General features: G+C 64.8%; 20 protein-coding genes. 18 read left to right on the top strand and 2 right to left on the bottom strand.

Annotated features, from left to right (window positions below; translation table 11 throughout):
- The first annotated feature begins 28 nt into the window (after nt 1-28).
- The 13 genes from AC5STI_RS20710 to argE all read left to right on the top strand — a co-directional run bounded on the left by AC5STI_RS20710 (nt 29) and on the right by argE (nt 13,780).
- Nucleotides 29-631: an amino acid synthesis family protein gene (locus tag AC5STI_RS20710; RefSeq protein WP_495448151.1), complete on the top strand. Its 603-nt coding sequence runs from the start codon at nt 29-31 to the stop codon at nt 629-631.
- Nucleotides 603-1,406, top strand: coding sequence for an alpha/beta fold hydrolase (locus AC5STI_RS20705; protein ID WP_495448150.1), 804 nt, complete (start codon nt 603-605; stop codon nt 1,404-1,406). Before AC5STI_RS20710 ends, AC5STI_RS20705 begins: the two co-directional genes overlap by 29 nt.
- Nucleotides 1,403-2,329 (top strand): flavin reductase, encoded by a 927-nt coding sequence (locus tag AC5STI_RS20700; RefSeq protein WP_495448149.1) that lies wholly within the window; start codon nt 1,403-1,405, stop codon nt 2,327-2,329. The genes AC5STI_RS20705 and AC5STI_RS20700 overlap by 4 nt, the downstream gene beginning before the upstream one ends.
- Complete coding sequence (locus AC5STI_RS20695) at nt 2,326-3,363, top strand: LLM class flavin-dependent oxidoreductase (RefSeq protein WP_495448148.1); 1,038 nt, start codon at nt 2,326-2,328, stop codon at nt 3,361-3,363. The genes AC5STI_RS20700 and AC5STI_RS20695 overlap by 4 nt, the downstream gene beginning before the upstream one ends.
- An 11-nt stretch (nt 3,364-3,374) precedes the next feature.
- Entirely contained in the window at nt 3,375-4,838 is a 1,464-nt protein-coding gene (locus tag AC5STI_RS20690) for an aldehyde dehydrogenase (RefSeq protein ID WP_495448147.1), read from the top strand.
- A 297-nt stretch (nt 4,839-5,135) separates the two neighbouring features.
- Nucleotides 5,136-6,410, top strand: coding sequence for a flavin-containing monooxygenase (locus AC5STI_RS20685; protein WP_495448146.1), 1,275 nt, complete (start codon nt 5,136-5,138; stop codon nt 6,408-6,410).
- Between the two features lie 123 nt (nt 6,411-6,533).
- Nucleotides 6,534-6,950 carry a RidA family protein gene (locus tag AC5STI_RS20680; protein ID WP_495448145.1) on the top strand — a complete coding sequence of 139 codons (417 nt, stop codon included), beginning with the start codon at nt 6,534-6,536 and terminating at the stop codon, nt 6,948-6,950.
- Nucleotides 6,951-7,071: 121 nt separating this feature from the next.
- Nucleotides 7,072-7,746, top strand: coding sequence for a DUF1028 domain-containing protein (locus tag AC5STI_RS20675; RefSeq protein WP_495448144.1), 675 nt, complete (start codon nt 7,072-7,074; stop codon nt 7,744-7,746).
- 35 nt (nt 7,747-7,781) lie between these two features.
- Nucleotides 7,782-9,278 carry an aldehyde dehydrogenase gene (locus tag AC5STI_RS20670; protein WP_495448143.1) on the top strand — a complete coding sequence of 499 codons (1,497 nt, stop codon included), beginning with the start codon at nt 7,782-7,784 and terminating at the stop codon, nt 9,276-9,278.
- Nucleotides 9,279-9,305: 27 nt separating this feature from the next.
- Nucleotides 9,306-10,244: a LysR substrate-binding domain-containing protein gene (locus tag AC5STI_RS20665; protein ID WP_495448142.1), complete on the top strand. Its 939-nt coding sequence runs from the start codon at nt 9,306-9,308 to the stop codon at nt 10,242-10,244.
- Between the two features lie 104 nt (nt 10,245-10,348).
- On the top strand, nt 10,349-12,418 hold the full coding sequence (locus tag AC5STI_RS20660; protein WP_495448141.1) for an oxidoreductase: 2,070 nt from the start codon (nt 10,349-10,351) through the stop codon (nt 12,416-12,418).
- 11 nt (nt 12,419-12,429) lie between these two features.
- Nucleotides 12,430-12,636 (top strand): dodecin, encoded by a 207-nt coding sequence (locus tag AC5STI_RS20655; protein WP_475053479.1) that lies wholly within the window; start codon nt 12,430-12,432, stop codon nt 12,634-12,636.
- Nucleotides 12,629-13,780 carry an acetylornithine deacetylase gene (gene argE / locus AC5STI_RS20650; RefSeq protein WP_495448140.1) on the top strand — a complete coding sequence of 384 codons (1,152 nt, stop codon included), beginning with the start codon at nt 12,629-12,631 and terminating at the stop codon, nt 13,778-13,780. Before AC5STI_RS20655 ends, argE begins: the two co-directional genes overlap by 8 nt.
- 9 nt (nt 13,781-13,789) lie before the next feature.
- Here argE and AC5STI_RS20645 read toward each other — a convergent pair whose 3' ends face one another.
- Complete coding sequence (locus AC5STI_RS20645; RefSeq protein ID WP_495448139.1) at nt 13,790-15,190, bottom strand: aspartate ammonia-lyase; 1,401 nt, start codon at nt 15,188-15,190, stop codon at nt 13,790-13,792.
- Nucleotides 15,191-15,440: 250 nt separating this feature from the next.
- Between AC5STI_RS20645 and AC5STI_RS20640 the strand changes: the two genes are divergently transcribed.
- From AC5STI_RS20640 to AC5STI_RS20620, 5 genes are all read left to right on the top strand, one after another.
- On the top strand, nt 15,441-16,532 hold the full coding sequence (locus AC5STI_RS20640; RefSeq protein ID WP_421054970.1) for an ABC transporter ATP-binding protein: 1,092 nt from the start codon (nt 15,441-15,443) through the stop codon (nt 16,530-16,532).
- A complete protein-coding gene (locus AC5STI_RS20635; protein WP_495448138.1) occupies nt 16,532-17,461 on the top strand; it encodes an ABC transporter permease in 930 nt (309 codons plus the stop codon). Before AC5STI_RS20640 ends, AC5STI_RS20635 begins: the two co-directional genes overlap by 1 nt.
- A gap of 3 nt (nt 17,462-17,464) precedes the next feature.
- A complete protein-coding gene (locus tag AC5STI_RS20630) occupies nt 17,465-18,274 on the top strand; it encodes an ABC transporter permease (protein WP_495448137.1) in 810 nt (269 codons plus the stop codon).
- A 20-nt stretch (nt 18,275-18,294) separates the two neighbouring features.
- Nucleotides 18,295-19,332, top strand: coding sequence for an extracellular solute-binding protein (locus AC5STI_RS20625; protein WP_495448136.1), 1,038 nt, complete (start codon nt 18,295-18,297; stop codon nt 19,330-19,332).
- Between the two features lie 267 nt (nt 19,333-19,599).
- Complete coding sequence (locus AC5STI_RS20620; RefSeq protein ID WP_495448135.1) at nt 19,600-20,502, top strand: complex I NDUFA9 subunit family protein; 903 nt, start codon at nt 19,600-19,602, stop codon at nt 20,500-20,502.
- Nucleotides 20,503-20,577: 75 nt separating this feature from the next.
- On the opposite strand, the gene AC5STI_RS20615 is transcribed toward AC5STI_RS20620, so the two are convergent.
- Nucleotides 20,578-22,755, bottom strand: a complete 2,178-nt coding sequence (locus tag AC5STI_RS20615; RefSeq protein ID WP_495448134.1) for a xanthine dehydrogenase family protein molybdopterin-binding subunit — start codon at nt 22,753-22,755, stop codon at nt 20,578-20,580.
- Nucleotide 22,756 lies beyond the last annotated feature (1 nt).

Here is a 22,756-nt window from a genome sequence, read left to right as displayed (position 1 = left end):
ACTGGAATCAGACAGGAAAGACCCGCCCATGCCCGCCGAAATCCGCAAGACGCTGCTGCATGTCGAAGAGACCCTGATCGAGGGCGGCAAGGCAGCGGAGCAGCCGCTCAAGATGATTGCCGCGGTGGCGGTGATCAAGAACCCGTGGGCAGGGCAGGGGTTTGTCGAGGATCTGCGCCCGGCAATCCACGACTGCGCGCCAGGTCTCGGGGAGAAGCTGACCGCGATGATCCTGGAGGCGGCAGGCGGCGGCGACAAGGTTGAGGGCTACGGCAAGTCCGCCATCGTTGGCGTGAACGGCGAGGTGGAACATGCCTCCGCCCTGATCCACACGCTGCGCTTCGGCAACCATTTCCGCGAGGCGGTGGGGGCGAAATCCTATCTGGCGTTCACCAACACCCGCGGGCCGGCCAACGCCTCGCTGCAAATCCCGCTGATGGATAAAAACGACGGCGGGCGGCGCAGCCATTACCTGACCATCCAGCTGTCGGTGGCGGATGCGCCGGGTCCGGATGAGATCGTGATCGCGCTTGGTGCCTCCATCGGCGGCCGCCCGCATCACCGCATCGGCGACCGCTATCAGGACCTCAAGGAACTGGGCCATGACGCCGACAACCCTGCCGCCGTCTGAGCCCTATGGCCCGGTGACCTGCCAGCGGGCAGGGCGCGGCGATCCGGTGGTGCTGATCCACGGGGTCGGCATGCAGTCGGCGGCCTGGGGCCCGCAGATCGAGGCGCTGTCTCTGACCCATCGGGTTGTCGCGCTGGACATGCCCGGCCACGGCGGCAGCGCGCCGCTGCCGGAAGGCGCAGAGCTGCCGGATTACGTGGCCTGGCTGCATGCGGTGCTGCGGACGCTGGACCTGGGGCCGGTTGCGCTGGCGGGTCATTCCATGGGCGCGCTGATTGCCGGCGGCTATGCGGTCAGCCACCCGCAGAACGTCTCCCGGGTGGCGCTGCTGAACGGGGTGTTCCGCCGCTCGGATGAGGCGCGGCGGGCCGTAGAGGCGCGCGCCGCCGAAATCCGCGCGGGCAGCTTTGATCTGGAAACGCCGCTCACCCGCTGGTTCGGCAGCAGCGATGCCGACCGGCAAGCGCGGGCGCAGGTGGCCGAATGGCTGTCGGGGGTGAACCTTGATGGTTACGCTGCCGCCTATTCCGCCTTTGCCCGCGGCGACAGCACCTATGCCGGCGGCTTTGGCGGCATCCGCTGCCCGCTGCTGGCGCTGACCGGCGACGGCGATCCGAATTCGACGCCCGACATGGCGCATGCGATGGCCGCCACCGCGCCGCAGGGCCGGGCGGTTGTCATCGAGGGCCACCGCCATATGGTCAACCTGACTGCGCCCGCAGAGGTCAACACCGCCCTGCGGGACTGGCTGAACACCGAAGGAGCGACGTCATGAGCGATATCGACCCGCGCGCCTTGCGCAACGCCTTTGGCACCTTCATGACTGGCGTCACCGTGGTGACGGCGCACGATGCGGACGGCAATCCCATTGGCTTCACCGCCAATTCCTTCACCTCGGTATCTCTGGACCCGCCGCTGGTGCTGGTGTGTATCGCCAATTCCTCCAGCAATTATTCGGCGTTCGATCAGGCGAGCGGCTTTGCCGTCAATGTGCTGGCGGAGGACCAGAAGGACGTCTCCAACACTTTTGCGCGGCCCGTTGAGGACCGCTTTGCCGCCGTCAAATGGCAGCAGGGGCCGCAGGGCAGCCCGGTGTTCGCGGGCGTTTCCGCCTGGTTCGACTGTTCCATGCACAACCGGGTCGAGGCCGGGGATCACCTGATCCTGATCGGCCGGGTGGAGGCGTTTGAGACCTCGCCAGCGCCGGGGCTGGGATATGCCCGCGGCGCCTATGTGACCGCCGCCGCCGAGGCCGAGGCCCTCAGCCAGGGCGCCAAGCTGATTGTCTCGGCATTGATCGAGCATGAGGGCAAGGTGCTGCTCCTGGGCAACGATCAGGGCAAGCTGACACTGCCGGAGATCCGGGTTGGCAAGGAGGGCGCCTCTGCCGCGCTGGCCAAACTGATCGCGGACACCGGCGTCGAGGCCGAACCCGGTTTTATCTATTCCGTCTACGAAGACAAAGCGCGCGAACATCAGCACATCTCGTTCCTGTGCCAATCGGCCGGCGGCACACCGGCCAAGGGCGTTTTTACACCGCTGACCCAATCCACGCTGATGGACATTGCCGACGCGGCGATGTGCACCATGCTGGAACGGTTCGCGAGTGAGGCCCGGATGGGCAATTTCGGGGTGTATTATGGCAATCAGACCACCGGGCAGGTCCGCCCCGTGGCGACAGGGAGCAAAGGCGCATGAAATTTTCCCTCTTTGCGCATATGGAGCGGATTTCCGCGGCAGACGATCAGAAGCGGCTTTATGACGAGTTCATCCAGCTGTGCAAAATTGCCGATGACGGCGGTATGCATGCGGTCTGGACGGGTGAGCATCACGGGATGAATTTCACCATCTCGCCGAACCCGTTCCTGAACCTCATTGACGTGGCGCGGCATACCAAGAACGTGCGGCTGGGCACCGGCACGGTGATCGCGCCGTTCTGGCATCCGATCCGGCTGGCGGGCGAAGCGGCGATGACCGACATCATCACCGAAGGCCGCCTGGATCTGGGCATCGCCCGCGGCGCCTATTCGTTTGAATACGAACGCATGATGCCCGGTATGGACGCCTGGGAGGCCGGCCAGCGGATGCGGGAGCTGATCCCGGCGGTGCAGGGCCTGTGGCAGGGCGACTATGCGCAGGTGGGGGAGTTCCATTCCTTCCCCAAGACGACGTCTTCACCGAAGCCGTTGCAGCAGGACGGCCCGCCGATCTGGGTGGCGGCGCGCGATCCGAACAGCCATGAATTTGCCGTGGCCAATGGCTGCAATGTGCAGGTGACGCCGCTGTGGAAAGGCGATGAGGAAATTGCCGACCTGATGGGCAAGTTCAACGATGCCTGCGCCAAGCACAGCGATGTGCAGCGGCCCAAGATCATGCTGCTGCAGCACACCTATGTCGCAGACAGCGCCGCGGATGTGAAACGCGGGGCGGAGGAGCTGAACCGCTTCTACTGCTATTTCGGGGCCTGGTTCATGAACAAGCGGGACGTCAGCCAGGGCTTGATTGATCCGCTGAGTGACGAGGAGATCGCCGCACACCCGTTCTACAGCCCCGAGGCAATGGAGCGTGATCTGGTGATCGGTGAACCCGCGGCGGTGATCGAGCGGCTGAAAAAATATGAGGCGCTGGGGTATGATGAGTATTCGTTCTGGATCGACTCCAGCATGAGCTTCGAGCGCAAGAAAGCCTCGCTTGAGCGGTTCATCACCGAGGTGATGCCGGCGTTTCAGTAAGGGAGCGGCAGATGCAGACCTTCCAGCAGTATATTGGCGGCGCGTTTGAGGACGCGGGCGGGACCTTTGAAAGCCTTGATCCTGCAACCGGCAAGTCTTGGGCGCGGATGCCAAGCGCATCGGCGGCTGACGTGGATCGGGCGGTCCATGCGGCAGAGGACGCGTTTTTCTCCCCTGAATGGGCCGGGATGAGTGCCACCCAGCGCGGCAAGCTCCTGATGCGGCTGGCGGATCTGGTGGCGGAACATGCACCAAAACTGGCAGAGCTGGAAACCCGCGACACCGGCAAGATCATCCGCGAGACCTCGGCCCAGATCGCCTATGTGGCGGAGTATTACCGCTATTACGCTGGCCTCGCGGACAAGATCGAGGGCGCGCATCTGCCGATCGACAAGCCCGACATGGAAGTCTGGCTGCGGCGCGAGCCGGTGGGGGTGGTGGCCGCCATCGTGCCGTGGAACTCGCAGCTGTTCCTGTCCGCTGTCAAAATCGGCCCGGCGCTGGCGGCGGGCTGCACGGTGGTGCTGAAGGCCTCCGAGGACGGCCCGGCGCCAATGCTTGAATTCGCCCGCATCTTTGACCAGGCGGGTTTCCCGCCCGGTGTGCTGAACGTGATCACCGGCGGGCCGGAGGCGGGCGCGGCGCTGACCAGCCACGCATCGGTGGCCCATGTGGCGTTCACCGGCGGGCCGGAAACCGCGCGGCATATCGTGCGCAATTCGGCTGAGAATCTCGCCTCCACCTCGCTGGAGCTGGGCGGCAAGTCGCCCTTTATCGTGTTTGACGACGCCGACCTGGAAAGCGCTGTGAATGCGCAGGTGTCGGGGATTTTCGCGGCGACCGGGCAAAGCTGTGTCGCGGGATCGCGGCTGGTGATCCAGAAGGGCATCAAGGACGCCTTCCTTGCGCGGCTGAAAGAGAAAGCCGAAGCGGTGGTCATTGGCGCGCCGGATGACATGGTGACAGAGGTCGGGCCGCTGTGCACCCTGAAACAGCGCGACCATGCGGTGCGCCTGATCGCGGCATCGGTGCAGGCAGGGGCCAAGCTGGTCACCGGAGGCACCGCTCCGGAAGGGGAGGGGTTCTATTTCCCGCCCACCGTGCTGGACTGCTCGGACGCACCGGAGGCGCCCTGCCTCAGCACCGAATTCTTCGGGCCGGTCTTGTCGGTGGTGGATTTCGAGACCGAGGCAGAAGCGATGGAAATTGCCAACAACACCGCCTTTGGCCTGGCTTCGGGCGTCTTCACACAGAACCTCACCCGGGCGCACCGGATGATCAGGGGTATCCGCGCGGGCATTGTCTGGGTCAACACCTACCGCGCGGTCAGCCCGATTGCGCCCTTTGGCGGCCACGGCCTGTCGGGCCATGGCCGCGAGGGCGGCCTGCAGGCGGCGCTGGATTACACCAAGGTCAAGGCGGTCTGGCTGCGCACCAGCGACGATCCGATCCCGGACCCCTTCGTGATGCGGTAGGGCAGGCCGGACCTTAACATCTCCGGCAGCGCCTCCTGACCTGGCGTCTTGTCTCTTTGCCCGCGGCAGGCACCGGATCCGTTCTTCATCTGGCTGAAAATATCCTCGGGGGAGCGCGAGGGGGCAGACAGCCCCCTCGTTCAAGCCCTTGAACTCAGACATTTTCCCCTGCTTAGCCCCACGCGAAGCAGAGGTAAGCCATAGATTTCTTTTTCCTGACCCGGCGGTGTGGAATTCCTGTTGAGGAAGCGCGGCAGGCGTGCAGCCCGTGCCGCAGTGTCAGGAGAGGGTCTGGAGATGGCGATAGAGAAGATTGACACGCTGGTTGTTGGTGCGGGCCAGGCGGGCGTCGCCATGAGCGAGCATCTGACCAGCAACGGCGTGCCGCATCTGGTGCTGGAAAAGAACCGCATCGCCGAGGCCTGGCGGACCGGCCGCTGGGACTCGCTGGTGGCCAACGGCCCGGCCTGGCACGACCGCTTTCCCAACCTGGAGTTCACCGGCACCGATCCGGAGGCCTTTGCCGGCAAGGACCGGGTGGCGGATTATTTTACCGAATATGCCGAGCGCATCGAGGCGCCAATCCGCACCGGGGTCGAGGTTCTGAAGGCCGAGCGCATCGATGGCAGCGGCGGGTTCCGGGTCGAAACCTCGGACGGGGTGATCGAGGCGCAGCGCATCGTCGCCGCCACCGGCGCCTTCCAGCATCCGGTGATCCCGCCGGTGGTGCCGCAAGGGGCCAGCGTCGATCAGCTGCACTCTTTCCACTACCGCAACCCCGATCAGCTGGCTGACGGCGCGGTGCTGGTGGTGGGCGCGGGGTCTTCCGGTGCGCAGATTGCAGATGAGCTGAACCGGGCGGGCCGCAAGGTCTTCCTGTCGGTCGGCCCGCATGACCGCCCGCCGCGGATGTACCGGGGCCGCGACTTTGTCTGGTGGCTGGGCGTTCTGGGCCTGTGGGACCAGGCAGCGCAGGAGCCGGGCAAGGAGCATGTGACGATCTCTGTCAGCGGCGCCTATGGTGGCCGGACCATGGATTTCCGCCGGTTGGCGGGCGAGGGCGTGACCCTGCTGGGGCTGACCGAGGCCTATGAGGGTGGCACCATGAGATTTGCAGGCGACCTGCAGCAGAACATCGCCAATGGCGACGCCGATTACCTGAAGATGCTGGATCTGGCCGACTCCTATGTCGCCCGCACCGGTATAGACCTGCCGGAGGAACCGGAGGCGCGCAAGGCCTTCCCGGATCCGGAAAGCCTGACCCATCCGATCCGGGAACTGGATCTGGAGAAAGAAGGCATCACCACCATCCTCTGGGCCACCGGCTTCCGCCAGGACTTCACCTGGATGAAGGTGAATGCCTTTGACGCGCACGGCCGCCCGCAGCATCAGCGCGGGGTGTCGAACGAGCCGGGCATCTACTTCTTGGGCCTGCCCTGGCAGTCGCGGCGCGGCTCGACCTTCATCTGGGGGGTCTGGCATGACGCCAAGCATGTGGCCGACCAGATCGCCATTCAGCGTGACTATGAAGCCTACCGCGGCCCCGCCGAACGCCGCGCGGATCAGGTTTGAGCGCGGGCTTAGCCGCAGCCGAAGCAAGGGATAGCCAGAAGGTGCTTTGGCTGTCCGGCGGCGCGTGAGAGTTTTTCCGGCAAACGCAATATCCGGCCGGCCCCGTCACATCAGGAGGATTTCATGGCCCATACCCGCATCCGCAAGTTCAACACCTCGGACACCTACCCGGAACAGAAGCTGGACAACGACCTGTGCCAGGCGGTGGTGACCCAAGGCGGCAAGACCGTTTACCTGCGCGGCCAGTGCCCGCAGAACCTGGATGATGCGAAGAATATCGAGAGCCACGATCCGGTCGAGCAGACCCATAAGGTGATGCAGAACATCCAGCAGCTGATCGAGGAGTGCGGCGGCTCGATGGAGCATCTGGTCAAGGTGGTGGTCTATATCACCGACGTGCGCCACCGCGAGGCGGTTTACCGCACCATGGGCGAGTATATCAAAGGCGTGCATCCCGTCTCCACCGGCCTGGTGGTGCAGGCGCTGGCGCGGCCCGAGTGGCTGGTGGAGATCGACGGCACCGCCGTTATCCCGGACTGATCCGGAAGCGCGGAGGGGGCTGTCTGCCCCCTCTTGAGCCTGCGGCTCAATTCACCCCCGAGGATATTTCCGGCCAGATGAAGAACGGATCATCGCCAGTGGCTGGTGAGGAGGAGAGACGATGACATTTTCGCTTGTGGCGCGCTGCGCGGAAACGGGCATGTTCGGGGTGGCGATCTCGTCGTCATCGCCTGCCGTGGCGGCGCGCTGTTCCTTTGCCCGCGCGGGCGTTGGCGCGGTGGCGAGCCAGAATGTGACCGACCCCAGCCTGGGTCCCTTGGCGCTGGACCTGATGGAGCAGGGCATGACCGCCGCCGCCGCGGTGGCCAAGGTGCGCGAGATCGGGCGGTTCATCGAATACCGGCAGGTGCTGGCGGTGGATAGTATTGGCGGCACCGCCATTCATTCGGGTCCGAATTCGCTGGGGATCTGGACCCAGGCGGAAGGCCGGGATGTCGCCTCGGGCGGCAACCTGCTGGCCAATGACGGGGTCTGCCAGGTGATCGTGGACGGGTTTCAGGCGGCGGAGGGCCATCTCGGCGACCGGCTGATCGCCGCATTGCGCGCCGGGCTGGCCGCGGGCGGCGAGGCCGGGCCGGTGCATTCGGCCGGCTTGAAGATCGTCGACAAGGTGAGCTGGCCGGTCGCCGATCTGCGCTGCGACTGGACGGAGGAGTGCCCGATTGAGGCCGTCGCCGCCGCCTGGGAAGTCTACAAGCCGCAGCTCGACGCCTATGTCCAGCGCGCGCTCGACCCGCGCGAGGCGCCGTCCTACGGCGTGCCCGGGGACGAATGAGCGGCGGATAGGCGCGGCGCATCAGGGAGAAAGACATGCTGGACTACACTTACGACGACTGGAAAACCCGCGCTGCGGCGCTGACCTTCCGTGGGCAGGCCTTTATTGACGGCACGTTCACGGATGCGGCCTCGGGCAGGACCTTTGCCAGCGTGAACCCGGCGACGGGTGAGGTGCTGGCGCAAGTCGCCGAATGCGATGAGGAAGACGTGAACCGCGCAGTGGCCGCCGGGCGCCGGGCCTTTGAGGACGGGCGCTGGTCGCGGATGGCGCCGGGGGCCCGCAAGGCGGTGATGCTGCGGCTGGCCGATCTGATCCGCGCCAATCTGGAGGAGATGGCGCTGCTGGATTCCCTGGACATGGGCAAGCTGGTGACAGATGCCGCCACCATTGACGCGCCGGGGTCTGCGCATTTCTTCCAGTGGTATGCTGAGGCGATCGACAAGGTATATGACGAGGTGGCGCCGACCGGGCCGGGCGATCTGGCGCTGGTGTCCCGCGTGCCTTTGGGCGTTGTGGGGGCGGTGACGCCCTGGAACTTCCCGCTCGACATGGCGACCTGGAAAGCGGCGGCGGCGCTGGCGGCGGGCAATTCCGTGGTGCTGAAACCGGCGGAGCAATCGCCGCTATCGGCGCTGCGGCTGGCGGAGCTGGCGGCAGAGGCCGGGGTGCCGGATGGGGTCTTCAACGTGGTGCCGGGCTATGGCGCCACCGCGGGCAAGGCGCTGGGGCTGCATATGGATGTGGACTGCCTCGCCTTCACCGGCTCCACCGCCATCGGCAAGATGTTCATGCAGTATTCCGGCCAGTCGAACCTGAAACAGGTCTGGCCGGAAACCGGCGGCAAGAGCCCGAACCTGGTGTTTGCGGATTGCGAGGATCTGGATGCGGCTGCGGACATGGCTGCCTTTGGCATCTTCTTCAATCAGGGCGAGGTCTGTTCGGCCAACTCGCGGCTTTATGTGGAGCGTTCGATCAAGGACGCCTTTGTCGAAAAGCTGATTGCCCGGGCCGAGGCAACCCAGCCGGGTGATCCGCTGGACCCGGCCTCGAAAATGGGCGCCATCGTGGATGAAAAGCAGACCGAGGGCATCATGCGCTTCGTTGAGGCGGGCAAGGCGTCGGCCAACCTGGTCGCGGGCGGTGCGCGTGTCACTGTGGATGGCAAGGGCTGTTTTGTGCAGCCGACGATTTTCGACGATGTCAGCCACGATAACCCGCTGGCACGGGATGAGATTTTCGGCCCCGTCCTGTCGGTAATCCCGTTTGACAGCGAGGAGGAGGCCGTCGCCATGGCCAATGACTCGATTTACGGGCTGGCGGCCTCTGTCTGGACCGACAACCTCAGCCGCGCCTGCCGGGTGGCGGACAAGCTGCATGTGGGCACAGTCTCCGTCAACACGGTGGACGCGCTGTCGGCGCAGACGCCGTTCGGGGGCATGAAGCAGTCCGGTTTCGGGCGGGACCTGTCCTTGCACTCGCTGGAGAAGTACACTGCCCTGAAAACCACCTGGATCAAGTACAAAGCCTGATCAGCCTAACCCCGGGAGAGCCTGCCCTTGCCAGTCAGATACACGCTGCGCCAGCTGGAGTATTTTGTCGCCGTGGGGGAGGCGGGCTCTATCGCGCTGGCCTCGGAGAAAGTGAACGTGTCGTCGCCGTCGATTTCGGCGGCGATTGCCCAGCTGGAGCAGGAATTCGGGCTGCCGCTGTTTGTGCGCCAGCACGCCCAGGGGCTGGCGCTGACCCAGGCGGGGCGGGTGATGCTGGAGCAGGCCCGCACCGTGCTGCGCGAGGCTGACCGGCTGATGGACATCGCAGGCGATATCTCCGGCCAGGTGCGGGGGCCGCTGGCAATCGGCTGCCTGGTGACCTTTGCCCAGGTGGTGCTGCCTGCCGTGCGGCGCGGGTTCGAGGACAGGTATCCGGATGTGAACGTGCGCCAGATCGAGCTGGACCAGGCGGCGATCTTCAGCGGCATCCGGCGCGCGGAGCTGGACATTGCGCTGACCTACAACCTGGATATTCCGGCGGACCTGCGCTTTGTCACCCTGGCGGAGCTGCCGCCCTATGCGCTGGTGGGTGAGGATCATCCGCTGGCGGATCTGCCGGAGGTCACAGTGAAGGAGCTGCGCGAGCATCCGATGGTGCTGCTGGACCTGCCGTTCAGCGCGGAATATTTCCTGTCGTTCTTCCATGAGGCCGGGATCAAGCCCAATGTGGCCGAGCGCACCCGCGACATGGCGGTGATGCGTAGCCTTGTGGCCAATGGCTACGGCTATTCGATTGCCAATATCCGCCCGGTCAATGACCAGTCCCCCGATGGCAAGACGCTGAAGTTTATCCCGCTGAAGGGCGATTTGCGGCCGATGCGGATGGGGCTGCTGATGGCGCCGGACTCGGAGAATTCGATCACCATCCGCTCCTTCGTTGAACACTGCGCAGAGCTGGTGAAGGACGGCGCGCTGCCGGGGCTGAACGCCGCGCCCCAGGGCTAGGCCACCGGCTTAGCGGCAGGCTAATCAATGCTTCCGCAAGCTGAACTTTAGCGCCCCTGCCAGTCCTGTACCCTTTGGGCACTCTTGCACGAAGGAGATGGAAATTGCGCGATCCCCGCTATGACATTCTGTTCGAGCCGATGAAGATCGGCCCGCTCACAGCCAAGAACCGGTTTTACCAGGTGCCGCACTGCAACGGCGGCGGCTATCGCGACCCCTCTGCTGCGGCGGCGATGCGGGGCATCAAGGCAGAAGGCGGCTGGGGGGTGATCTTCACCGAACAGTGCGAGATGCATCACACTTCGGAAATCACCCCGTTCATCGAACTGCGCCTGTGGGAGGACAAGGATATCCCGCAGCTGCGCCGGATGTCGGAAAAGATGAAGACCCGCGGCGCGCTGGCCGGGATTCAGCTGGCCTATTCCGGGATCAACGGCCCGAACCTTTATTCCAAGGAGGTGCCGCTGGCGCCCTCCGCCCTGCCCATCCGCACCTTCACCAATGACCCGGTGCAGGCCCGCGCGCTGGACAAACAGGACATCAAGGACCTGCGCCGCTGGTTCGTGAATGCGGCGAAACGGTCCAAGGCGGCGGGGTTCGACCTGATCTGCCTGTATGGCGCGCATGGGTTCGGCATTTTCCAGCACTTCCTGAGCCGCGCCACCAACCAGCGCTCGGATGAATACGGCGGCAGCCTGGAGAACCGGGCGCGGTTCAGCCAGGAAGTTATCGCGGATATGCGCGACGCCGTGGGCGACACCATGGCGATCACTTTGCGGGTCAGCTTGGATGAAACCATCGGCGAGCTGGGTTTCTCCAACGCCGAGGTGCGCGACTATATCGAGATGAACAAGGACCTGCCGGATCTCTGGGACCTGGCGCAGGGGACGTGGGAGGATTGCTCCGGCCCGAGCCGCTTCAAGGAGGAAGCCGCGCAGGAACAGCTGGTGCGCGGCATACATGAGCTGACGGAGAAGCCCATTGTGGGCGTCGGCCGCTTCACCAGCCCGGACGTGATGGCCAGGATGGTGAAATCCGGCACGCTGGACTTCATCGGCTGCGCACGGCCCTCGATTGCCGACCCCTTCCTGCCCAAGAAGATCGAGGAAGGCCGTATCGAGGACATCCGCGAATGCATCGGCTGCAACATCTGCATCACCGGCGACATGACGATGTCGATCAGCCGCTGCACCCAAAACCCGACCTTCATGGAGGAATGGCGCAAGGGCTGGCATCCGGAGAAGATGAACACCAAGGGCGGCAGCTCCAACGTGCTGGTTGTGGGCTCCGGCCCCGCCGGTCTGGAGGCCGCCTGGGCGCTGTGCCGCCGCGGCTATGACGTGGCGGTGGCCGAGGCCAAGGACGTGATCGGCGGCCGTGTCACGCGCGAGCGCCAGCTGCCGGGGCTGAACGCCTGGGGCCGTGTGGTCGACTACCGCGACTATCAGCTGAGCCAGCGGCCGAATGTGGAGATCTACCGCGAAAGCCCGCTGGATGCGGACAGCATCCTGGAGTTCGGGTTTGAGAACGTCTGCATCGCCACCGGCTCCACCTGGCGCCGCGACGGGGTGTCCCGCCAGCATGTGGTGCCGATGCCGGTTTCTGAAGGCGCCAAGGTCTATACCCCTGACGACCTGATGGATGGCACCATCCCCGAAGGCCGCGTGGTGGTCTATGACGATGACCACTACTACATGGGCGGGGTTCTGGCCGAGCTTTTGGCCTCGAGGGGCGCGCAGGTGACGCTGGTCACGCCGTCGGCCTATGTCAGCGACTGGACCAACAACACGCTGGAGCAGGTGGCCATCCACCCGCGCCTGGTCGAGGCCGGGGTGGAAATTGTGCTCAATCAGGGCATTACCGAAATCCACGCCGGCCGCGTTGTCAGCAATTGCACCTACACGGACCGCACCTGGAATATCGAGGCGGACGCGGTGGTGATGGTCGCCTCGCGCCTTGGCAACGATGCCCTTTACGAAAACCTCCTCACCCGCCAGGCGGAATGGCTGGACGCAGGCATCAAATCGGTCAAACTGATTGGTGATGCGAACGCGCCGGGGCCGATTGCGTGGGCAACTTACGCAGGCCACCGCTATGCGCGGGAGCTGGACGGGCCGGACATCGGCGATGCGCTGCCGTTCCGCCGCGAGATCACCGAGCTGGCCGCAGAGTGAGGAGAAAGGTGATGAGTGACGCAGTTTACAAGACGGTTGACGTGGTGGGCAGCTCCGCCAGCAGCATCGAGGACGCGGTGAGCGGGGCGATTGCCCGGGCGTCCAAGACCATCGACCACATTGGCTGGTTTGAGGTGGGCGAGATCCGCGGCCATGTCGAAGACGGCAAGGTCGCCCACTATCAGGTCGGCCTCAAGATCGGGTTCCGGCTTGACTGACCTTGCCAGAACGCTGGAGATCCTGGAGCGGCTGACCGGTTTTGACACGGTCAGCCGCAACTCCAACCTGGATCTGGCCGCCTATGCGGAGGGGGTTCTGGCCGGGCATGGCTTTGCGGTGACGCGCATCCCGTCGCCGGATGGTTCGAAAACGGGGCTTTATGCCGAAAAAGGCCCGGCGGGGCCGGGGGTTCTGTTGTCGGCGCATACCGATGTGGTGCCGGTGGACGGGCAGGATTGGACCCGCGATCCCTTCCGCCTGACCCGCGAAGGCGAGCGCGTCTATGGCCGCGGCACCACCGACATGAAGGGCTATGTGGCCAGTGTTCTGGCGCTGGCGGGGCGGGCGGCAACGGCGGATTTGAAAGAACCTTTGAAGATTGTCCTTTCTTATGACGAGGAAATCGGCTGCGTTGGCATTCAAGAGATGCTGGAGCGTCTGGCGCCGCTGACCGGCAGCCCGCGCGCCTGTTTCGTGGGGGAGCCGACGGAGATGCAGGTGGCCACCGGCCACAAGGGCAAGGCCGCCCTGCGCGCCATCTGCCACGGCCAGAGCGGCCATTCCGCCCTCGCACCGGAATTCACCAACGCATTGCACCTGGCGGCGGACTTCCTGTCCGAACTGCGCGCGCTGCAGGCGGATTTCGCCGCCAACGGCGCGCGGGATGCGGCCTATGATGTGCCCTATGCCACTGTGCACGCAGGCAAAATGTCCGGCGGCACCGCGCTTAACATCGTGCCGGACCGGGCCGAGCTGACGTTTGAATACCGCCATCTGGCCGCCGACCGGGCGGAAGACATTCTGGCCCGCATTCAGGCGGCGGCGGACCGTGTCATTGCCCGTTATCCGGCGCCGGCGGCGCATATCGGGGTGCAGCAGTACAACGCATACCCCGGTCTCGACGTGCCGCCGGACAGCCCCGTCGTGGCTTACGCCCGGAAACTCGCCCGCAGCAACAATTCAACCAAAGTGGCTTTTGGCACCGAAGCCGGGTTCTTTGCCCAGCTGGGAATCCCCACCGTGGTCTGCGGCCCGGGGTCAATGGCGGGGCAGGGGCACAAGCCGGACGAGTATCTGGAACTGAACCAGCTGGCCGCCTGCGATGCGATGATGGACCGGATCCTGGAAGACCTGACCGGCTGAGGCCGGAGCTTAACGCTCCGGCTCCTTCAGCATGGCCGCAGCCGTTAAAATTTGCTCGGTTTTGTCAGCTGACAATTTCCCGGATTCCGCCAGCACCTCGCGGAGGCTGCGGCCGCTGGCCAGGGCTTCCTTGGCGATCTTTGCGGCGGCGTCATAGCCCAGGTACGGGGCCAGGGCTGTGGCCAGCACCAGGCTGTTGTCGAGCAGCGCGGCGCAGCGGTCCTCGTTGGCGGTGATCCCCTTCACGCATTTCTCTGTCAGGACTTCGATGGCATTCTTCAGAATGCGGATGGATTCCAGCAAGTTATAGGCCACCACCGGCTCCATCGCATTAAGCTGCAACTGCCCGGCCTCGGCGGCCATGGTGATGGTCAGGTCATTGCCGATCACTTGGTAACAGACCTGATTGACCACCTCCGGGATCACGGGGTTGACCTTGCCCGGCATGATCGAGGACCCCGCCTGCACCGCCGGCAGGGTGATCTCTCCAATTCCCGCGCGCGGGCCGGAGGACAACAGCCGCAGGTCGTTGCAGATCTTCGAGAGCTTCACCGCCACACGTTTCAGGATACCGGAATAGGTGACAAAGGCGCCGAGGTCGGAGGACGCTTCGACCAGGTGGCCCGCCTGGGTCAGATCAAACCCCGAAAGCTCCGACAGGCAGCGCAGCGCCAGCGGCGCATAGCCGGGCTCGGCATTGACGCCGGTGCCGATGGCGGTGCCGCCCAGGTTCACTTCGGTCAGCAGCCGGCTGACATCGCGCAGCCGGTCGATATCCTCGCCCACGGTGACGGCAAAGGAGGCAAATTCCATCCCCAGCGACATCGGCACCGCGTCCTGCAGCTGGGTGCGGCCCACCTTGGCGATGCCGTCAAAAGCCCGGCCGCGTTCGTCAAAGGCCTGCTGCACCCTGTGCAGCGCCTCGCACAGCGGCGCGGTGCTGGCCAGAACCGCCAGCCGGATGGCGGTCGGGTAGACGTCATTGGTGGACTGGCCGTGGTTCACGTCGTCGTTGGGGTGCAGATGCGCGTAGTCGCCGGGGCGGTGGCCCATCTGCATCAGGGCCAGATTGGCGATCACCTCATTGGCGTTCATGTTGGTGGATGTGCCGGCCCCGCCCTGGATCATGTCGACGCTGAAATGCTCATGATGCTGCCCGGAGATGATTTCCGCACAGGCCGCGGTGATCGCTGCGGCCTTGTCCTGTGCCAGCCCGCCGGTTTCGGCATTGGCGCTGGCGGCGGCGGATTTCACCATCGCCAGGGCCCGCACCAGCGCCGGGAAATGCGACAGCGGAACACCGGTGATCGGGAAGTTCTGCCGCGCCCGCTCTGTCTGGATGCCGTGCAGGCTGTCTGCGGGCAGGTCCACCTGCCCGATCGTGTCTCGTTCCGTGCGGGTGCCTTGCATCGTCTCACCGTTTCGCTGTTGGGAATGCCGCCCCCAGCTTAGCGGTACCTGAGCGCAGGCCAAAGACACGGTTTCCGCCGCAAGGCTTAGGGGCAGGCAAACCCGGAGCGATATACTGTAAGGCATTGATTTTGAACGCATATCAAAGATTAGGCAAAGACTAACATTTGCTGAGGGAGTCAATTCTTAGTGCAGCCCCCGGGCCTTCCTATGCTGGATCAAACGAAACGCGGCAGACGGGGAGGCGCAAGTGCCCGGCAACAAGACAGATGCGATTGATGTGCGCAATGCGGTCAAACGCTATGGGGATTTCACCGCCCTCAAGCGCATTTCGCTGACCATCAAGGACAATGAGTTCTTCACTCTGCTGGGGCCTTCGGGCTGCGGCAAGACCACGCTGCTCAGGATGATCGCGGGTTTCGAGGATGTGACCGAGGGCGAGATCCTGCTGTTCGGCGACGAGATCGAAAGCCTGCCGCCGCATCAGCGGCCCGTGAACACAGTGTTCCAGAACTATGCGCTGTTCCCGCATATGACGATCCTGGACAACGTGGCCTTTGGCCTGGAGATGCGCGGCAAGTCCAAATCCGCCGCCCGCAAACGCGCGGGCGAGATGCTGGAGCTGGTCCAGCTGTCGCAATTCGCTGCCCGCAAGCCGTCCCAGCTCTCAGGCGGCCAGCAGCAGCGTGTGGCGCTGGCGCGTGCGCTGGCGCCACAACCAAAAGTCCTGCTTCTGGATGAGCCGCTGTCGGCGCTGGACCTGAAGCTGCGTAAAGCCATGCAGCTTGAGCTGAAGCACCTGCAGCGCGAGACCGGGATCACCTTCATCTTCGTGACCCACGACCAGGAGGAAGCGCTGACCATGTCCGACCGCATCGCGGTGATGTCGGCGGGGGAGATGCAGCAGCTGGGCACCCCGACCGAGATCTATGAGCAGCCGCGCAACATGTTCGTGGCGGATTTCATCGGTGAAACCAACCTGTTGGAGGTCTCCGTCGATCAGGTGATGAATGGCCGCGCGGTCTGCCACCTGGGCGGCGGCCATGCGCTGACCTGCAACTCGGTGGACGGCATCGGCGCAGGCGCCAAGGTGCATATGTCGGTGCGGCCTGAACGCCTGTTCATGTCCGACGTGCCGGTGGAGGCCGAGAGCCTCAAGGGCCGGGTCGCCGAGAATATTTTTGTGGGCACCGACATCAGCACACTGGTCGATCTGGCCGAGGGGCCGCAGTTCATCGTGCGCACCTCCAATTCCGACCGCGGCAACAAGCGGATCTTTGAGCCGGGCAGCGAGATTTTCGTCAACATGGAGCTGGGGGCCGGGCGCCTCCTGATGGACTGATGGCAGCAGGCGCAGCAAGCGGCGGCTCGGCCCGCGCAGATACCTACAAGGACGCCCGCGGCTGGCTGCTGCTGCCGTCCTGGGCGGTGCTCGGCATCTTTGTGCTGGGTCCCGTCTGCATGATGCTGATCTATTCCTTCCTGACCAAGGAATTCCGCGGAGGGGTGATCTGGGAACCTTCACTCGCGGCTTATGACCAGTTCTTCTTTGACCGCGGGCTGTTCGGAGATGAGCCGCCGAAGCTCGAGTGGACCTACATCACCATCTTCTGGCGCTCGATCTGGCAGGCCGGCGCGGCGACGCTGCTCAGCCTTCTGATCGGCTTCCCCACCGCCTATTTCATCGCCACGCGGCCCGAGAATGTTCGGCCCGTCTGGGTGTTCCTGATCACCATCCCCTATTGGGTGAACCTGCTGATCCGCACCGTGAGCATGAAATTCCTGCTGCGCGATCAGGGGCCGCTCAATGACTTCCTGATCGGCACCGGGCTGATCGACAGCCCGATCCACATCGTCAACACCAACTTTGCGGTGCAGCTGGGGCTGTTCTACTCCTACCTGCCGTTCATGGTGCTGCCGGTCTATGCGGCGGTGGAGCGCTATAACTTCTCGCTGTCTGAGGCGGCGGCGGATCTTTATGCCAGCAAATGGACCACCCTGCGCCGCATCGTGCTGCCCGCGGTGAAACCGGGCGTGGTGGCGGGCTGCATCCTGGTGTTCGTGCCCTCAATGGGCTCCTTCCTGGCGCCGGATCTTCTGGGCGGGGCCAAGAACTTCATGATCGGCTCGCTGATCGAGGAGCAGTTCAAGGGCAACGCCGGCAACTGGCCGTTCGGCGCCGCGGCTTCGATGATCCTGCTGACCATGGTTCTGATCATCCTGATGTTCTCTGCCCGCCAGCAGGCCAAAGCAGACCAGGCAGGGAGCTAAACCATGGCGCATGTGAATGAAAATATCAAAACCTACAAAGGTTTCCGCGCGATCACCCTGTCGTGCCTGGTGGTGCTCTATGCCCCCTTGGTGATCGTCACCGTCTACAGCTTCAACGCCTCCCAATCGATCACCAACTGGGAGGGGCTGTCGTTCCGATGGTACGCGGACGTGTTCACCGGACCGGAAAGCGCCAAGTTCAAGAGTGCGGCCTTCAACAGCTTCACCATCGCCATAATGGCGGCCACCGCCAGCACGATGATTGCCACATTGGCAGCCACCGCCATGGTGCGCGGCGGCCAGTTCAAGATGCGCACCGTGTCCTTTGGCCTGATCTCACTGCCGCTGATGGTGCCGGAGATCGTGACCGCGGTGGCGACCCTGATCTTCTTCAACGCCATCGGCTTCACCCGCGGCTACCTGACCATCCTGGTGGCTCATATCGCCTTCTGCATCCCCTTTGCCTATCTGCCGATCTCGGCCCGGATGCAGGGGATCGAGGACAGTTTCGAGCAGGCGGCGATGGACCTTTATGCGACCCGCAGGCAGGCCTTCACCAAGATCCTGATGCCGCTGATGGCACCGGGCATCATCTCGGGCTTCCTCTTGGCCTTCATCGTCTCGCTGGACGACTTCATCATCACCAATTTCGTCAAGGGCGCGGGCGTCGAGACCCTGCCCACCGCGATCTTCGGTTCGGTCAAGCAGGGCATCAAACCCAACATCATGGCGATCTCGACCATGCTGCTGAGCGTCTCGGTGGTGATGGTCACCATCAGCTACTTCGTCAGCAAATCCGACAGCACAAACTGATCCAACACGGGAGGAACCTCATGAAAAATTTGCTTAAATCCAGCGCCGCCGCGCTAGCGCTGAGCCTTGCAGCCAACGCCGCCGCCGCCGAGGGCAAGCTGGTCTTGTACCACTGGTTCGAATACATGCCGCAGGAGCTGTTGGAGAAGTTCACCGCAGAGACCGGAATCGAGGTGACGATGGATACCTACGATTCCAATGAATCCATGCTGGCCACATTGAAGGCGGGCGGCATGGGCACTTATGACCTGGCAGTGCCGGGCGATTACATGGTCAAGATCATGGCCGGAGAGGGCCTGCTGGACACCATCGGCGAGGGCGAGCTGGCCAATAAGGACAACATCGCGCCGGAGTGGGCCGATCCCGGCTTTGATCCGGGAAGGGCGCATTCCATTCCCTACCAGTGGGGCTCGACCGCCTTTGCGGTGAACCGTGATGCCTATGGCGGCGATATCCTGACCACCGGCATCCTGTTCGAGCCGCCGGCGGAGCTGTCGGGTAAGATCAACGTGCTGGACAGCCAAGGCGAGATGATGGCGCTGGGATCGTTGCATCTGGGCATCCCGCAGTGCGCCACCGACCGGGAGCAGCTGAAGGCGCTGAATGCGATGCTGCAGGGGGCCAAGCAGCATTGGGCCTCGTTCAACTCCGACACCGCCAAGGAGGTGCTGGTTTCCGGCGATGCCGCCGCGGGGATGATCTATGACGGCTTTGCCGCCAAGGCGCGCGCCGAAGGGGCCAATGTGGAATATGCCTTCCCCAAGGAAGGCTATGTGGTCTGGATGGACAATGTGGTGCTGCTGAAGGACGCGCCGAACCGGGAGAACGCGCTGAAATTCATGGATTTTCTGCTGGAGCCCGAAAACATCGCCGCAGTCACCAACTATGCCCAGTATAACGCTGGTGTGGCCGGCACCGAGGCCTATCTGAACGCGGACCTGGCTGCGCTGCCGGAGCGGAACCCGCCCGCGGCAGCGGGAGAGGGCGTGTTCATCGAGGTCTGCGACCAGCAGACCCAGGCGGTTTACGACCAGATCTGGACCAACCTCAAAAAATGACCGCCGAAGCGAGGGGGCTGTCTGCCCCCTCGCGCTCCCCCGAGAATATTTCCGGCAAGAGGAAGGGAGGAGTGTCTTTAGACCGCGTCTGAGGCCAGCCGGGTTGCAATTCACGCCGGCGGTGGCCTAGGCGGCCCGCCGCGCTATGTGATGGCGCAGCTATGGGTTGTTCCGCCCGGGCGTATGTGCCGCCCGGGCTGGCCTGTGGCGGGACGGGGCCGGCAGCGGTCCGCGTCAGTTGCACGGGCTAACGCGGGGCAATTCGCCATGAAGACCAGCGTCCGGAATGTTATTGTGCTTGGCGGCACCGGGTTTCTCGGCCAGCGGGTGGTGCGCCGGCTGCAGGACCGCGGCTGCCCGGTCAGCGCCGGAACCCGGTCGCCGGATGCAGCCGCTTCTTATCACAGCAGCTGGGACACCGGGGTCCGGCTGGTGGGCATGGATCTCGCGGACCCGGACTCGCTGGCACGGGCGCTGGAGGGGGCCTCGGCTGTGGTCAATTGCATCGGGTTTTATGACGAAACCCGCCAGCAGAGCTTTCAGGATGTGCACACCGATGCCGCCCGGCAGATCGCCCGGCTGGCGCGTGACAGCGGTGTTCAGCGGCTGGTCCACATTTCCGGGATCGGCGCCAGCCTGCAATCGCCCTCCGCCTATGTGCGGGCCCGGGCTGAGGGTGAGGCCGCCGTGCGCAGCGTCTTTCCGGGCGCCATCATCCTGCGGCCCAGCGTGATGTTCAGCCGCAGCGGCGCCTTTTTCGGCGATCTGCAGAAGATCGTCGATCACCTGCCGGTCATCCCGCTGTTCGGCAGCGGGCGCACGCGGCTGCAGCCAGTATGGGCGGGCGACGTGGCCGAAGCCATCTGCCGGATCCTGGATGGCGCGCGGGCGCCCCGCAAGGTGTTTGAGCTGGGCGGGCCGGATGTCTTCACCTACCGGGAAATCCTGCGGCGGCTGGCCGCCCGCTCCGGCCGCAGGCGGCTGCTGCTTCCGGTGCCCTTTGCGCTGTGGCGCGCGGGCGCGGCGCCGCTGTCGCTGCTGCCGCGGCCGCCGGTGACCCAGGCGCAGATCGCCCTTATGGAGCAGGACAATACCGTGGGGGAGACGATGGCGGGATTCACCGATCTCGGGATCACCCCGCACTCCGCCATTGCCATGGGGCTGGTCTGAGCGGCGGGCAGTCAAATCCCTTTGCTTCAACCGGAATTCCCCGCACCAGGCCACTTGCCCGGTGCGGGGAGCGGCTCAGGCGAAGCTGACGCCGTTCAGGTTCATCGGCAGCTCTGTCACCCGCGGGCCGTCCGCCGCGATGGCATTGGCCAGCGCCGGGGCAGCGGGCGGGGTGCCGGGCTCGCCCACACCGGTTGGCATCTCGGCAGAGGGCACGATATGCACCTCGATGGCGCCGATATCGCCGATGCGCAACGGCTCGTAATCGGGGAAGTTGAACTGATCGACAACGCCCTCGGTCAGGGTGATCTCGTTGCGCATGGCATGGCCCAGGCCGTAGCCGATGCCGCCTTCCATCTGCGCCTTGATCACATCCGGGTTGACGGCGATGCCGCAATCCACCGCGCAGGTGACCTTTTCGATCTTCACCCCGTCATCGGCATTGCCGGAAATCTCCACCAGCTCGGCCACGTAGCTGCCAAAGCTCTTGTGGACGGCGATGCCCTGGCTGCGGCCCTCCGGCGCGCTGCCCCAGCCGCCCTTGTCGGCGGCCAGTTTCAGGACGCCCGCCAGCCGCTGCTGATCGGCGCCGCCGCCCTCCAGCAGGGCGAGGCGGAACTCCACCGGGTCGCGGCCGGCAGCGCGGGCGGCTTCGTCCATCATCACCTCCATCACATAGGCCGTGTGGGTGTGCCCGACTGAGCGCCACCACAGGACGGAGGTCGCCTTGGCCACGTCGGTGAGCCCGGTGAACTGCCCCGGGATCCTGTAGGGGGTGTCCGCCACGCCCTCGACCGAGCTGTGATCGACGCCGCCGTGCACCATCATGCTCTCAAACGCTGTGCCTTTCAGGATCGACTGCGCGGCGATGCGGTGGTCCCAGCCGGTGATATTGCCTTCCGCGTCCAGGCCCACCCGCACCCGGTGCGCCACGGCGGGGCGGTAATAGCCGCCGGTGATGTCATCCTCGCGCGACCAGACCAGTTTCACCGGGCGGGTGCGGTCGGTCAGGGCAAAGGCCAGCGCCGCCTCCACCTGGTAATCCGCCGTGGGTGTGGCGCGGCGGCCGAAGGAGCCGCCGGCAAACATCGTGTTGATGCGGACCTTCTCCATCGGCAGCTGGAAGATCTGCGCCATCGCCATATGCGGGCCGGAGGGGAACTGGCAGCCGTCGTGCAGGGTGACGCCGCCGTCCGCGTCCGCCTCGATGGTGCAGGTGAGCGGTTCCATCGGCGCATGCGCCAGCAGCGGGAAGTAGAAAGTCTGCTCCACCACCTGCGCTGCCCCTTCGATCTGCTCTGTGGTGGCGGCCTGGTCCGCGCCGGTCACGTTATACTCCGGCTCCGTGTTAACTGCGGCGAGCAGCTCTTCGCGGATCTGGTCCGAACTGCGGCTTTCGGCGTTTGAGAAATCCCAGTCCACCGTGATCGCATCGCGGGCCTGGAACGCGGCCCAAGTGTCCTCGGCATAGACCGCGACGCCCGCCTGGTTGGGCAGCACGGCGGCGCGGATGTAGCCTTTGACTTCCTTGGCGCCGGCATCGTCGAACCCGCTGGCCAGCCCGCCCATCCGCGGGCTGCGGATGATGACGGCAACCATCTGGTCCGGAAGATGCAGGTCCATCGCATACATCGCGGTGCCGTTGGTCTTGGGCAGGGAGTCCTTGCGCTTGACCTGCGGGTTGCCGATCAGGCGGAATTCGCTGGGGTCCTTCAGCCGCGGCTCTGCCGGGGCCTCCATCTGCGCGGCGTCGGCGACAAACTCTGCCAGCGGCGCCTCTTGGCCTGCGCCCTTGATGACGCCATCCTCCAGCGTCAGCTCGGCGGCGTCGGCGCCCCAGGCCTCGGCGGCAGCCTTGATCAGCATCTCACGCGCGGCGGCTCCGGCCTGGCGGTATTGCATAAAGGAATTGGCCATCGCGGTGGAGCCGCCGGTGCCCTGCATCTGGCCGAACGCCAGGTTGGCATAGCGCGTGGCATCGGAGGGCGCGAATTCGTACTGGATTTCCTCCATCGAAACACCCAGCTCCTCGGCGATCAGGGTGGTGAGGCCGGTGGCCGGGCCCTGACCCTTCTCGAAGTGCTTGACGATTGCGGTGACGGTGCCGTCTGCGCTGATCTTCACAAAGGGGTTCAGCTGCGCCGGCGCGGCGCCTGCGGCCAAGGCGCCGTTGGGGCGGACGCCGACATACAGGACGGCAGCGGCGGCGGCAGCGGATTTGATGAAGCCGCGGCGGGAGGTGTTGAGGGTCATA

The organism is Leisingera sp. CC-HEC096 (assembly GCF_059429235.1).
Note: the sequence above shows the minus strand (reverse complement) of the source record. Positions and strands in the feature narration are given on the sequence as shown.

Coding starts and splice junctions, on each gene's coding strand:
- AC5STI_RS20710 (WP_495448151.1), top strand. CDS start 29: ATGCCCGCCGAAATCCGCAAGACGCTGCTGCATGTCGAAGAGACCCTG.
- AC5STI_RS20705 (WP_495448150.1), top strand. CDS start 603: ATGACGCCGACAACCCTGCCGCCGTCTGAGCCCTATGGCCCGGTGACC.
- AC5STI_RS20700 (WP_495448149.1), top strand. CDS start 1,403: ATGAGCGATATCGACCCGCGCGCCTTGCGCAACGCCTTTGGCACCTTC.
- AC5STI_RS20695 (WP_495448148.1), top strand. CDS start 2,326: ATGAAATTTTCCCTCTTTGCGCATATGGAGCGGATTTCCGCGGCAGAC.
- AC5STI_RS20690 (WP_495448147.1), top strand. CDS start 3,375: ATGCAGACCTTCCAGCAGTATATTGGCGGCGCGTTTGAGGACGCGGGC.
- AC5STI_RS20685 (WP_495448146.1), top strand. CDS start 5,136: ATGGCGATAGAGAAGATTGACACGCTGGTTGTTGGTGCGGGCCAGGCG.
- AC5STI_RS20680 (WP_495448145.1), top strand. CDS start 6,534: ATGGCCCATACCCGCATCCGCAAGTTCAACACCTCGGACACCTACCCG.
- AC5STI_RS20675 (WP_495448144.1), top strand. CDS start 7,072: ATGACATTTTCGCTTGTGGCGCGCTGCGCGGAAACGGGCATGTTCGGG.
- AC5STI_RS20670 (WP_495448143.1), top strand. CDS start 7,782: ATGCTGGACTACACTTACGACGACTGGAAAACCCGCGCTGCGGCGCTG.
- AC5STI_RS20655 (WP_475053479.1), top strand. CDS start 12,430: ATGAGTGACGCAGTTTACAAGACGGTTGACGTGGTGGGCAGCTCCGCC.
- AC5STI_RS20645 (WP_495448139.1), bottom strand. CDS start 15,190: ATGCAAGGCACCCGCACGGAACGAGACACGATCGGGCAGGTGGACCTG.
- AC5STI_RS20635 (WP_495448138.1), top strand. CDS start 16,532: ATGGCAGCAGGCGCAGCAAGCGGCGGCTCGGCCCGCGCAGATACCTAC.
- AC5STI_RS20630 (WP_495448137.1), top strand. CDS start 17,465: ATGGCGCATGTGAATGAAAATATCAAAACCTACAAAGGTTTCCGCGCG.
- AC5STI_RS20625 (WP_495448136.1), top strand. CDS start 18,295: ATGAAAAATTTGCTTAAATCCAGCGCCGCCGCGCTAGCGCTGAGCCTT.
- AC5STI_RS20620 (WP_495448135.1), top strand. CDS start 19,600: ATGAAGACCAGCGTCCGGAATGTTATTGTGCTTGGCGGCACCGGGTTT.
- AC5STI_RS20615 (WP_495448134.1), bottom strand. CDS start 22,755: ATGACCCTCAACACCTCCCGCCGCGGCTTCATCAAATCCGCTGCCGCC.